Genomic DNA, 14,675 nt, shown 5'->3' with positions numbered 1-14,675 from the left:
TTTGATACCCCAGTTGTGATTGACGTTGCCCAAAACGACAGCGATATTGATGGTAACCTTAACCCAGCGAGCGTGAAGCTGATTGACCCAGTTACGGGTAAAGAAGTCGTGCGTGTCGATGTCACCGACGAAGGTACTTGGAGCGTAAATCCCAAAGGGGAAGTGACCTTTACCCCAGAGTCAGGCTTTAGTGGCGCCCCAACACCAATTGACTATGTCATCAGTGACAGCGCAGGTGTGCAATCAGCCCCAGCACAAATCAGTGTGATCGTCAAGCCAAACGATGCACCAATTGCCACTAATGACAGCAAAGAAATCGTAGAAGACAGCATCGCAAATGGCAACGTGCTAAGTAATGACACTGACCCAGAAAATGACCCACTGAGCGTTAAAGAAGCGCAAGTGGACATAGATGGTGATGGCGACCTTGATGCGATTGTATTAGGAGATGCGACGACAATCACTGACAACACAGGCAAACCCATTGGTGAGTTTACCATCAATGCCAATGGCGACTACACCTTTGTATCCGCAGAGAACTTTACCGGAGAAGTACCGTCTATCCGCTATGTTGCACAAGATGACAAAGGTGGCGAAGACCCATCAGAACTAAAAATCACCGTTACCCCAGTAGAAGATGCACCAATTACCACTGATGACGATGCCCAAACGCCTTACAACACCCCAGTGACCATTGACGTGCTAAGTAACGACAGTGACCCTGAAGACAACATCGAGCCAAGCAGTGTGAAATTGATTGACCCTACCAATGCGGGTACTCTAGTAGACGAAGTGGTCGTTGCCAATGAAGGCACATGGAAAGTGAATGCAGATGGTAGTATTACCTTTACCCCAGAAGCAAACTTTAGCGGTACACCAACACCAGTGGACTATGTGGTCAGTGACAAAGCAGGAGAAGTATCACAACCTGCGAGCATCAACGTTACCGTTGGTGCCCCTGCCAACAGCGCACCAACCGCAGAAAATAACAGCACAGTGACCGAACAAGACACCGCCGTCAGTGGTAACGTCATCAGCGATGCCGACCCAACGGATGGCACAGACAGTGACCCAGAAAATGACCCACTGACAGTCAGTCAATTTAGTGTAGCAGGTGTTAACTATCAAGCCGGAGAAACCGCAAGCTTAACAGAAGGTGAACTGAGCATTAAAGCCGATGGTAGCTACACCTTTACCCCAGCAGCAGGCTTTGCAGGAGAGGTAGCACCAGTCACATACACCATCAGTGATGGTAGTTTAAGTGACACAGCAACATTAACCATCACAGTGGATGGACATCCTGACGCTGTAGATGATGCCATTAGCACCCCAGAAGGAGACGCAGTTGTCATTGACGTATTAACAAATGACAATCATCCAGAAGGAGACACGCTCATCATTACCGATGCCAGTGTTCCAGCAGCACAAGGCAGTGTCGTGATCAATAGTGATGGTACCCTAACCTTTACCCCAGTAACTGGATTCACAGGTGACGCCAGCATTACTTACACCATCAAAGACAGTAATGGCGATACCGATAGTGCCACCGTCATTGCCCATGTGGTCGCAAATAAACCCCCAGTAGCAACAAATGACCAAGGTAGTGGAGAAGAAGACAGCGGCATCGCAGTGACAGGCAATGTATTGGATAACGACAGTGATCCTGAAGGTGAAACAATCAGCGTTACCCAATTTACAACCGCTGATGGCATTACCCATATTGCAGGAGAAACCGCCACTATTGCAGAAGGTAAAATTACCATCAATGCTGATGGCAGTTACCGCTTTGTCGCGGCTGAGAACTACCATGGTGACGTACCTAGTATTCACTACACCATCGTAGATGAAATAGGATTAACCGCCACCGCTGAACTGAACATTAAGATCACCCCAGTTGCCGATGCACCCATTGCTGATGACAACATGATTGAGCTTGATGAAGGCACAAGTACTGCCCTTGGCTTACTTGCGCCTATTGATCCAGACACAGCAGCAGATCAACTGAGCATCACCGTAACCCAACTACCCATCTTAGGTAGCATCAGTAAAGCAGATGGTACGATTGTACAAGTAGGTGACGTATTAAGTAGCGATGAGTTAACGCATCTTAACTATACTGCCCCTGATCAATATAACGGCACAGATGCCATAGGTAAATTTACCTATGATGTTAAAGATGACACAGGTTTGGTGGATGAAGGTCATGTCATCATTAAAGTCGCAGCGGTTGAAGATGCACCAATCGTCAGCATCAGTGATGTCACTGTTGCCGAAGGTGAAGACGCAACCGTAACGGTCAGCCTAGATCATGCGAGCAGCGTGCCGACCGTAATTGACATCACCACCGTCACAGGCACAGCAGAAGCAGGTGATTTCACTGCCGTCACCACAAGCGTGACCATACCAGCAGGCGAAGTCAGTAAAGAGGTGACCATCGCCACCATAGACGATGCCATCTTTGAAAACACCGAGCAGTTTACGGTTAAAGGTGTGGTGACCAGTGGTGTCACCAGTAACACCGAAGCCACGGGTACAGTGACCATTGAAGACAATGAACCAGCAATATCAAATGATCCAAAAATTCAAAGCATCACCTCAGTGACTTTATCTGAAGAAGTGCTTTCTACATCGGATACCCCTCCTGCACCTTTTGATGGTATACAAGAGAGTGACGATACACTAGATGTACGAACGGCTACAGGAAAAATTAGTTTTACAGATGCCGATACACCTGCTTCTGCTCTATCTATCGTATTGGGGCTTGATAATGGTAGCTATACATCCAATGGTCATGCCATAACATGGAATTGGGACAGTACCACAAGAACTTTGAAGGGTAGTATTACAGACGCAGATGGTAATAGAGATATTGCTAGTATTAAAATAGATGGTGTCTCAGGTACAGCAGGTAGTTATGAAGCTACCTATACAGCAACACTATTAGGACCAATTGATCATCTTGCTGCTGGTGAAGATAGTTTGTTGTTGAATTTTAAAGCAACAATAAATGATGGAGGTATGAATCCAGCAGAGCATACATTTACTGTTACTGTAGAGGATGATGTTCCACAAGCACAATCAGGTGAGCAGGAAGTCATCATTCCAGCAACACAAACAAATCTCATGTTTACTTTAGATGTTTCTAACACTATGAATAGAAAGCAAGGAGGTAAAACACGTTTAGCAGTACTACAAGAGTCCGTTATTAAAGTTATTGAAGATTACTCTGCATTTGGACCAGTTAAAATTCAGTTAATAGAGTTTAGTAGTGGTGCATATATTGAAGGAATATGGGTTAATGCGAGTACGGCAATCAATAAAATCAACGCTATGTTTGCAAATGGTCTGACAAACTACGAAGCAGCAATTCAAACTACTGTTGATACTTTTAATGCTAATAAAAGTAGTATGCTAACAGGACTTAATACAAAAACAGTATCCTATTTTATTAGTGATGGGAATCCGACGAGTGCAGTGTCAGAAAGTACGATAGGTCTTTGGAAACAAATGATGATTGATAATCATATCAAGTCTTATGCTATTGGTATGGAGGAAATAGGGAATCCTAAATTTACAGAAGTAGGGGGAGATGCCACACCTATATTGCATCAACTTGCAATCGATGCAAGTGGTAATACAGTAATTGATACTGATGAAGACGCATATATTGTGAGTAGCAAAAACGATATTAAGCCAATTCTTAATGACTCGGTCAAATCAATTCCAGTTAAGTCTAATCTCATCAAAGGTAATCTAGATGCAGATAACTTTGGCATTGGTGCTGATGGCGGTGCAATTACAAGCATTGAGATTGATGGCGATGTTTATTCTTATAATAAAGATAACAATACTGTTACACAAGTTGCTGATGCAACCGTTGGCAGTTATACTTTTAATCCTGAAGACGAGGTCATAAATATAACGACAGATCATGATGGACAAATGTCGCTGAATTTTCTAACAGGTGATTATTCGTATATCCCTAATACAAATAATAATAGTTATACAGAAGTTGTGACTTATACAGTAGAAGATAACGATGGTGATGTTTCTGCTAATAACACCATTACCTTAGAGATTACTCATGCTTCAACGTCAGGAAGATTATTCAGGTCTGCTGTAAATTCTGAGGATAGTAGTGATACGTCAGAAAATGGTAGTGATGACATATTACTCTTTGATTTTTCTGCGCCACAGGTTGATGCTGGTGCAGGAGAAGATACATTAGTTATTAATAACTTTGATTCATTGTTAAACTTTAATGATCTAAGTAATGACATTAATAACGTTGAAGTCATTGATATCACAGATAGTAAAGCAGAAAGCATCGTATTATCAGCATCGGATGTTGTGAATATGACAGATGAGAGTAATACGTTGTTTGTTAATGGTGATGCTGCTACTGAGACGAAGACAAACCAAGCGGATAAAGTGAATTTATCAGGCTTTACCCAAAATGCTGTATCTGATCAGTCAGGTTATGATTTGTATCAAGATGGTACAGGTATCAAGCTTTATATTGATACAGATATTGATACCATTATCTAGTATTGATATTGCTTGATATGGCTTACTAGTTGATTACTTGAGTAATAGATAGGTTGCCAAGCTAAAGTGAAATGTAGAAAATAGCCTGTCCTTAATGGATAGGCTATTTTTTTGCTAAAAAGGTTGATAATGAGTTAAAAAATAATATTACGTAACCCTATGCTTGCTGTGTTAATCTAAGAAACACGACAACACGCAATAAAAATTGTATTATTTGCCACAATATTGATAAAGTCATGTCATACAAATTTGCCAAATATCAGTAAAATGGCTGAACCAATAATTGGTTTAACTCAGTGATTATAAGTAGATATGGATGGCTCAATGGCTAAAGGAAAGGGTGTGTGATGCAAGAAGAGTTTTTATTATTTATCAATAATATCAGTTTATATCCCACCATTATTTTTACGGGGCTGGTGTTGTTTGTCACTTTATATTGGGTGGTATCTCTCATCGGTATGGCAGACATGGATACCATTGATATTGGTGATATCAATGCAGACTTGGGTGCTGATGTGGGGGGAGATACAGGGGGAGATGTTTCCTCAACAGGATTATTTACGGGACTTTTGCTAAAGTTTGGGCTTTATGGCGTTCCATTGATTGTTATCTTAACCCTGATTAGTTTGATTGGGTGGGTACTGAGTTATATATATACCAGTTTTTTGCATCAGTGGCTTAGCTCAGGGCCTTTATACTATGCGTTTGGTACAGGGGCATTTATCTTAGTATTGGTGGTATCTATGTGGTTAACGGGCATTATTATTTCCCCTATTCGCAAAAATATTGCTAAAATCCCTAAGCGCAATGCTGCCAGCAACATTGGTAAAATAGCAACAGTACGCACATTAACGGTTACTGATAAACATGGTGAAGCCGAGCTTAGTGACGGTGGTGCAGGATTGATACTTAAAATTCGGCAATTTGATGAGGATACGCAACCATTAAAACAAGGAGATGCGGTGGTATTGATAGAATATTTACAGGATGCGAATGCTTATCGAGTGGCACCAGCAAAAGAGTCGATAAAAAGTAATCAGATACTTTAATACAATAAATTCAACTTAAATAAGTTAATAAATTAATTTAAAAACTGTTAAAAACTTAATGCATGTATTATAAGCCACGTAATTATAAACCTGGTTATTATAAGTAAAGTTTGCAGTTTTTAATTAAAGGAGTGAACATGCCTGGTGGAATATTTTTATTTATAGCAGTAGTTGTACTGGTATTTATCGTTATGATGGTGCTGTTGTTAATGCTCAAAGCCTTTTATTATAAGGTAGAGCAGGGTACTGCGCTGATTATTAACGGGGTTAATAAAATTGCTGTACGCTTTGATGGTGGCTTTGTATGGCCAGTTATCAATAAAAAAGAATTAATGAAAATCTCGTTGATCACCCTAGAGGTGGATAGACGTGGTAAAGAAGGACTAATTTGTGCCGATAATATGCGTGCCGATATTACAGTGGCATTTTATTTGCGCGTCAATGAGACCGAAGAAGATGTGCTTAAAGTCGCCAAAGCGGTGGGCGTAGATAGAGCGTCAGATAAAGGGGCGGTGAATGAGCTGTTTAATGCTAAGTTCTCTGAAGCATTAAAAACAGTGGGTAAGCAGATTGATTTTGTCAAATTATTTGAAAATCGTAGTGAATTTCGTGACAAAATTGTGCAAGAGATTGGTAATGATTTAAATGGTTATGTGTTAGAAGATGTCGCCATTGATTATCTAGAGCAGACTCCTAAAACTTCTTTGGATTCAAGTAATATCTTGGATGCCGAAGGTATCAGAAAAATCACTCAATTAACCGCAACTCAAAATGTTATCACCAATGAGCTTGAGCGTGATGAAGAGCTGGCGGTGAAAAAGAAAAATGTCGAAACCGTTGAAGCGATGCTTGAGCTTGAGCGTCAACAGGCGGATGCCGAAGCCCGTCAGAAACGTGAAATTGCGTCGGTGATTGCGCGTGAGACGGCGGAAACCCGTAAGATTGAAGAAGAAGAGCGTAAAAAGTCTGAAACAGCCGTTATCATGGTGGAGCAGGACTTAGAAGTGCAGCGTGAAAATCAGCAACGTGAAATTGAAGTTGCTGAACAAAACCGCTTACGTGCAGTGGTGATTGAGCAAGAAAAAGTCACCCGAGCAAGAGATTTAGAGATTGTCTCACGTGAGCGTGAAGTTGACTTGCAAAAAATTGAAGCTGAACGTGCCATTGAGCTTGAGAAAAAAGAGATTGCCAATGTGATTCGTGAGCGTATCGCTGTCGATAAAACCGTGGCACAAGAAGAAGAGCGTATCAAAGAGGTACGTGAAGTCAGTGAAGCTGATCGTGCCAAGCAAACTCGAGTATTGGCAGCAGAAGCCGAAGCGGAAGAATCTAAAGTCAGACAAGTCAAAAAGGCAGAGGCTGAAGAGCTTGCCGCCAAACATAAAGCGGTTGAAATTACCACCATGGGAGCTGCCAATCTAGAAGCTGCCACCAAACAAGCGGAAGCCAAAATCAAGTTGGCAGAAGGTATTAAGGCAGAAGAGTCCGCACATGGCTTTGCTGAAGCTGCGATTCAAGAAGCCAAAGCGGTGTCTTTAGAAAAAGAGGGACTAGCAAAAGCCAATGTGGTTAAAGCCACTGGTCAAGCGCAAGCACAAGCAGATCGTGAGATTGGTTTGGCAGATGCCGAAGTGATTGCTGCTCGTGGTGCATCCAAAGCACAAGCAGATCGTGAAGTGGGCTTAGCCGATGCCGAAGTCATCGCTGCTCGTGGTCAGTCCAATGCCAAAGCAGAACGTGAAGTGGGACTTGCCAAAGCCGAAGTTACTCGTGAGCACTTTAAAGCTGAAGCCGATGGTCTGGTGGAGAAATTCAATGCCATGGGTAGCATGAGTAAAGATGCTCGTGAGCATGAAGAGTTCCGTATGGGACTTGAGACTGCGTTGCAAGAAGCGATGGCGTCAATTGAAGCAGGTAAAGAGATTGCCAAAGAAAATGCTGAAGTATTGGCAACTGCACTTGCCAAAGCCAAAATTGATATTGTTGGTGGTGAAGAGCACTTCTTTGATAACTTTGCTAAGTCATTGTCTATCGGTAAAGCCATTGATGGCTTAGCGGGTAAATCTGATACCCTAAGTGGTATTATCAATACCATGATGGCAAAGCAATTGAGCAATCAGAACAGTCAAAACAAAACTACTGCGACAACTCAATCGGCTAAAAGTGATGTCAGCGACACAAGTGAATAGTCATTTTGGTTAATCATTAATTTTGTCGCTAGTTTTATAAAAACCCTAAATTCTCCTCCATATATTGAACTATGAAGTTTAAGATTGAAACTTTGAACTTTGGAAGAGAATTTAGGCTGTTTTATAAGCTATTAAGCTGTTAAGTTATTAAGCTTTTAAGTTATAAGGCAAAGTGAACTCAGTCAGTTAGATTGATGCTGATGATTTGTATTTACATCAAAATTTAGTAAAACAATATTTATTATTATTTATCTCTTTATTTTATTAGTCTATTTTTTTCCTATCAGTGCCTCACACTTTAAAATCCAAATTTTAGTGCCGACAATGGACGAAACACAATGGCGGATACGCAAAACTCAAACAAATCAAATACCACAAAAAATAGCCAAGCAGATGATGCCAATCAAAATGCCAACCAAGCCGTTGCTTCGGGCAATGCGTATGAGCTAATAAAAAAGCGTCTGATTGAGCAAGGTAGTCGTTTAGAGGATTTGACTGCAAAGCTCAATAGCGCGCGTTTGGCTGAGTTTGGCAGTACTCAGATGCAGGTCATCGCACGTACTCGTATCCGCACTGAGTACAACTGTGTTGCTCAAGACATGGTGCAGGTGGGTGACTATCTGCTGTTTGGCTATAACGTGTTTATGGGGCTAAAACGAGTCACTAACATCAAAGATGTGTTGTCATTGTATCGACTCAAAGAGCCGTCGAATGCGTCGGGCAGTGAAGAAGAATACCACCTAGAAGAGGTGGATTTAACAGGGACTTTTTTAGATCAGTCAGGTTTTGTGCAGGATTTTAATGAGCTGTATCGCTACTACAAGCAAACTCGGCTGATTCAGCTTACTGTTAAGGACAGCAAGTTACTTATAGCGTTTCAGATTGGTGAGCGCATCAGTGATATTCGGGTGTTTCGTTTTGCCTTAGACTTTAGTGATAACGTGCCAGAGTCGGCACAAGTTGCTTATATAGATAATCGGGGTGAGCGAGATATTGAGCTGCCCCCTGCCTATGATTTTGACTGGGTGGATACCACGCGTGAGCAGATGGTCAATGGCAAACACCCACACATGAATATCCTTGATACGCTGTTTGTGGAGACGCTTGGCGGTGATTTGACCATCAAGATTGAGGACAACACCGAGTCGGGACTGGGTATTTATAGTGAGCCTGTTAATGACCGCACCCAATCATTGACCGATGCCGAGATTGCTTATGCCAAAGTCGGCAGTCTTATTTTGCTTAAGATTTTGCCGTATCGAGAAGAGAGTTATCGCTACTTTGTTTATAACACCTTGACTGAGACGGTATTGCGTTTAGATGCCATTGGGCAGTCGTGTGTACAATTGCCCGAAGACCACGGCATCATCTTCCCTGGTGGCTATTATCTGCAAACAGGTGAATACAAGCTGTTTGATAAGCAAAATGCAGGTGCAAAAAATTTAAAATTCAAACGTAAAATCGTCTCACCAAACGGTGAAGATGTGTTGTTTTTATTTTATGATGTGGCGATGGGGGTCACTGGATTATTTGCCTATAATTTAATCAAAAAACAGTTAGCAAATCCCATTTATTGTAATGGTATGGCATTGGCGGACAATGGACGCTTGGTGCTGTTTAATGCCCAAAGTGAGCCGTCTCGTATTCACCCAATGCAGATTTGGCACACCCCCTATGCATCGCCTGAGTATGTCAGTGAATTGCCAGAGAGTACCAGTTTTTATGGCAAAATTGGCAATAAAGAGTTGGTACGGGGGATTTCTGATTTATATGGCATCACCCGTCTGATTGACAATCAAAGTGTGTCGCAAAAACTCTATGAAGAGCTTGCTGATAATACCAGTCGTTTATTTGACAGTTATTATTGGTTGGCTGAGCCTGAGTTGACTGAAATTGCCGATAGTATTCGTGAAGTCACTGCCACCGCTGAATTGGTGATTGATGAATTTGCCAAAGTGCAAAGTATTCAAAAGCAAACCCAGAGCGCATTGGCAGAAGCAGAAGCAGAACAAAATGACATTTTGCGTGATATACGAGTGACTACCTTTGAGTCTGCCAGTGATTATGTACAGCAGTTATCAGCATTAAGACGGCAAAAAGGGCGATTGGTTAGTCTTGAGAATTTGCGCTATTTAGATGTCGAAAAATTACAAGCCTTGCAAGCGCAAGTGGATAAGGTAGAAACCGAGCTTGCCGAGCAGACGGTCACGTATTTAAGTGGTGATGAGGCGTTATCGAGCTACGATGAAATATTGGAAGATATTAGCGAGCGTTTGCAGACCGCCGAAACCAACGCTGAGCTAACCCCAGTTCTAGAGCGCATTGACAACACCGCTCAGGGCTTAGATTTGCTTACCGAGCTACTGGGCACATTAGATGTAGCTGATGCCACCGTACGTACGCAAATCATTGATGATATTTCCGCCATTTATTCCCAGCTTAATCAAAGTAAAGCCAAACTTAACCACAAACGCAAAAACTTGGGTTCTGCCGAGGCGGTGGCACAGTTTGGGGCACAGTTTAAGTTATTTAGCCAATCAATTGCCAATGCGTTGTCCATTGCCAATACCCCTGAAAAATCAGATGAGCAAATGGCAAAACTGCTGGTGCAGTTAGAAGAGCTTGAAAGCCAGTTTGCTGACCCAGAAACCAATGCAGGTGACCAGTTTTTAGCCGATATCATCAGCAAGCGTGAAGAGATTTACGAAACCTTTGAAAACCACAAGCAACAATTGCTTGATGCCCGTAACCGTAAGGCGCAAAATCTGGGTGATGGTGCAATCAGAATGCTGGAGAGCATCAAAAAACGCACCCAAAGCACAGGGGTGACTGGGTTTAAAGATGAAGATGGGTTAAATACTTATTTTGCATCTGATGGTTTGGTGCAAAAAGTGCGTCAAATTGCCAAAGAGCTACAGCAGATGGGCTTTAGCGTTAAGGCAGATGACATTGATGCACGCCTAAAAGCGATTCAGATTGAAAGTTATAAAAGCCTAAAAGATAAGTCTGATTTGTTTGAGGACGGCGGGCAGGTCATCAAGCTGGGTAAGCACCGTTTTTCGGTCAATACTCAGCCGCTTGATTTGACCTTATTGGCTCGTCAGCAAGCCGATGGTAGACGAGTGCTGAATCTGCATCTGACGGGAACGGATTATTATCAAGTGCTGGATAATCCTGCCTTAAATGCTTTGCGTCCTTATTGGGACATGAATATCGCTTCGGAGTCAAAAGAAGTCTATCGGGCAGAGTATTTGGCGTATAGCATTATTGACAGTGCCAAAAACGGCAAAGATGGGTTGAGCGAAGCGCGTCTATATCAAGCCTATGATGAAAGTCTACTGAGCATTGATAGCACAGGCGAGATTGACCCTAATAGCCCACTTGCCAAGTTGGTGAAAGATTATGCCACCCCCCGCTATCAGATGGGTTATGAAAAGGGGATTCATGACCATGATGCCACCCAATTGTTAATGCAAATACTACCCACCTTGCGAGAGGCAGGATTACTGATTTATACCCCACAAGTGCGGGCGTTGGCGCAGGTTTTTTATTGGCAATTAAAACTGGTACAAGCATTGACCACGCAAGGGTTGGGATTACAAAGTTTGGCTCAGTTTGGCTATGATGATTGGCTTGATGAATCGGTACTAAATCGTATTAATAACTGGAGTGACCGAGCCATTACCGCCGAGCAGTTACGTCGCAGCTTAGGGAGTGATACTGCCAAAGCGTTGCTTGTTGACGACATGACGCAAGTGATGGCAGATTTTGTCCAAGCTTATCATGACAACAATAACAGTCATAGTAGTAGCAAGCACCGCAGGCAGCAAACACAAGGCGCAGATACAGCTTTGGATAGTGTTGCAGATGCGGGCAGGGAAACCTTTAGCAGTGATGTTGATAGCCAAAGCAATCAAAACCAAAGCCCAAATAGCAATCCAATTATAGACAATAGTATTTTTAACCTAAGCTATGTTCAGCTTGCCAGTGAATATTTAGTCAGTGTTATGGGGCAAGCGGATACCCCACAAAGCAAATTGCATTGGCAGACCAGTCAAAAAGCACAACAGTTATTTGAACAACTACAACAGACACTAAATAGCGTCTCTCTTAGCTCTTTACAAAGTGGTACAGAGGGTGGGCAACACAAAGCCAGTTTTGAACAATTACAAACCTCGGCAAATAAGCTCAGTTTTCAGCCCAAATCTGCCTATGAGCTATTGGCGACATGGTTTTATGCCTTACTTGACAAGACTTATGCAAATTCTATAGATACAGACACAGCATCGCCTACATCAACCTCTACAGACAGCAATGAGCCATTAACTGAAGAACAGATAGCACAAAACGAGGCAGAAGAGGCGTTAAGGCAACAGCAATTGCAGATTGGTCGCCATTATGTGCCGGAAGCAATTGCCATGATGCTTACCAAGCTAAATGACGCAGGACGAGAAGCACTGGTGCAACGTCTGCTTGATTCAGGCGCACGTTTTGCCAAACGGGGCAGTGGGGCTGGCATTGGAACGGGTGCAGGCTCGCTATCAGCAACTTCTGTTTCAGCTTTGTCATCAAGCGCATCACTGAGTAGTATCAACAATCCACTCAATCAAGTCGATGACTTTGAGCGTACTACAGGCAAAGTATCGCTTGAGATTCAAGTGGATAATCTGCTTGGTGAGCATGAGCGTATCCATCAGCAAAGCTTGACCTTTGCCGTTGATGACTTTTTAAGTCGTCTGCATCATCATGATACCCATATCATTCCTGCTTACAAACGCTATTTATCATTACGCTCAGAGATTTTACATTCAGCAAAACAAGACTTGCATCTTGAAGAGTTTAAGCCACGTCCATTGTCGTCATTTGTGCGTAACCGTCTGATTAATGAAAGTTATTTGCCACTCATTGGCGATAATCTTGCCAAACAAATGGGTACAGTGGGTGATGACAAACGCAGTGATTTGATGGGTATCTTGATGATGATATCCCCCCCGGGTTACGGTAAAACCACCTTGATGGAATATGTGGCAAACCGTTTGGGGCTGATTTTTATGAAGATAAACTGCCCCTCACTTGGGCATGAGGTTACCTCGCTTGACCCTGAAAAAGCCCCCAATGCCACTGCCAGAGAAGAGCTAAAAAAAATTAACCTTGCCTTTGAGATGGGTAACAACGTCATGTTATATCTTGATGACATTCAGCATACCCATGCCGAATTTTTACAAAAATTCATCTCATTAGGTGACGGCACCCGCCGTATTGATGGCGTTTGGCAGGGCAAAACCAAAACTTATGACATGCGTGGTAAAAAGTTTTGTGTGGTGATGGCAGGTAACCCTTATACCGAAAGTGGCGAGGCGTTTAAAGTACCTGATATGCTTGCTAACCGTGCTGATATCTATAACCTAGGTGATATCATGAGCGGTATGGAAGAGGTATTTGCCTTAAGCTATATCGAAAATGCCCTCACCTCAAATGCGGTACTTGCCCCGCTTGCTAACCGTGATTTGGCAGATGTGCATCGTCTGATTAAAATGGCAAAAAGTGATGACCCCAGCATCATACAGGCACAAAGTAGTGAGTTATCCTACCCCTATAGTGCCTCTGAGATTAATGAGATGATTGCCATCTTGCGTCATATGTTCACCATTCAAGAAGTAATTCTTGATGTGAATCAGGCATATATTGCCTCTGCCTCACAAGATGATAAATATCGAGTTGAGCCGATATTTAAGCTGCAAGGCAGTTATCGTAATATGAATAAGATGACCGAAAAACTCTCAGCAGTGATGAACGAGGAAGAGCTAAATCAGCTCATTGATGATCACTATCTTGGTGAGTCACAATTGCTGACCTCGGGGGCGGAGAGTAATTTGCTTAAATTGGCTGAGATGCGTGGTGAGCTAACTGAAGCGCAGGCGCAGCGTTGGGCGCAGATTAAAGCGGACTTTTTGCGTAATAAAGCCATGGGTGGTGATGATACCGATGTGGGTGGACGTATTGTTGCTCAGCTTGTCGATATGGCAAATGGCTTTAACAGCATCAACAGTCAATTTGATAAATATTTAACCCTAAATGATCCTGAGTACATTGCTCGGCAGCAAGAGGATCAGCAGCAAGCGCAATTTGAAGCCCAAAAAATGCTACTCGATGGTTTTGCCAATCATATCAATGCTCATATTGGCAGTCATTTGACCACCCTTGCCAACAATGCGCAAACTGTGAGTGGTGGCATTGCTGACAACATCGCTAATAGTATTGATACAGGCTTTGAAAAAAGCATCAGCCAATTGGCGAAGTTGTACCAACATGATCAACAGCTTGCTGACGTATCTAATAAGCAACAACAGCAACTACAAAAGCAGTTAATGCTAAAATTAATCAGTGCCGTTGAGCAGTTGGCGCAAAAGTTAGATGCGGGTTTATCTCACAAAAATCTGGCAAATGTGCTAGAGAATGAAAGTGGCAATACTGATAATACGGGCAATGATGAGAGTCATGTGAATCACAATGACAATCAACACTTAACACAAGCATCGGATACCAGTCAACAAGCCATGAATCAACAAGCTGTATTGATGTCAGAAGCGTTACGCCAAGCCATGCAGCCGTTAGTAGCTCTACTTGAGGATAAATTAGATACAAAAATGCGTATAGATGCCAGTACTGAGCAATCAGGTAAACTGATTGTGAATTGCCTTACTCGGCTCAATCAAATTATGGATGAATTTGAGTAGTATCGACAAAGAACGACTACACAGCATCATAGGGTATGGATGATTTTAGAACCTGTATTCACAACCCATAATGGTAGCTTTTTGCCTAAAATAGACGTACTACGGCGTTAAATTTTGGGTTAATTTGGGTTAAATAGAGTGACTATTCGCCC

The 14,675-nt window shown here is 42.5% G+C and carries 4 protein-coding genes; all 4 read left to right on the top strand.

Going from position 1 to position 14,675, the window contains the following annotated elements; translation table 11 throughout:
• A partial coding sequence (locus tag FHK89_RS13995) for an Ig-like domain-containing protein (protein ID WP_230661540.1) occupies window positions 1-4,548 on the top strand: 4,548 nt, incomplete at its 5' end.
• Window positions 4,549-4,895: 347 nt separating this feature from the next.
• Entirely contained in the window at window positions 4,896-5,597 is a 702-nt protein-coding gene (locus FHK89_RS13990) for an OB-fold-containig protein (RefSeq protein ID WP_230661537.1), read from the top strand.
• A 137-nt stretch (window positions 5,598-5,734) separates the two neighbouring features.
• A complete protein-coding gene (locus tag FHK89_RS13985; protein ID WP_230661536.1) occupies window positions 5,735-7,786 on the top strand; it encodes a flotillin family protein in 2,052 nt (683 codons plus the stop codon).
• A 338-nt stretch (window positions 7,787-8,124) separates the two neighbouring features.
• On the top strand, window positions 8,125-14,523 hold the full coding sequence (locus tag FHK89_RS13980) for a DNA repair ATPase (protein WP_230661534.1): 6,399 nt from the start codon (window positions 8,125-8,127) through the stop codon (window positions 14,521-14,523).
• The last annotated feature ends 152 nt before the right edge of the window (window positions 14,524-14,675 follow it).

The sequence above is a fragment of the Psychrobacter sp. I-STPA10 genome (assembly GCF_021012795.1).
In the GTDB taxonomy this organism is placed as follows: Bacteria; Pseudomonadota; Gammaproteobacteria; order Pseudomonadales; family Moraxellaceae; genus Psychrobacter.
The sequence above is the reverse complement of the archived record's forward strand: the minus strand, read 5'-3'. Positions and strand labels throughout refer to the sequence as shown.

Bases quoted from the DNA above. Each gene is read 5' to 3' on its own strand.
- FHK89_RS13990 (WP_230661537.1), top strand. From the start codon at position 4,896: ATGCAAGAAGAGTTTTTATTATTTATCAATAATATCAGTTTATATCCC.
- FHK89_RS13985 (WP_230661536.1), top strand. From the start codon at position 5,735: ATGCCTGGTGGAATATTTTTATTTATAGCAGTAGTTGTACTGGTATTT.
- FHK89_RS13980 (WP_230661534.1), top strand. From the start codon at position 8,125: ATGGCGGATACGCAAAACTCAAACAAATCAAATACCACAAAAAATAGC.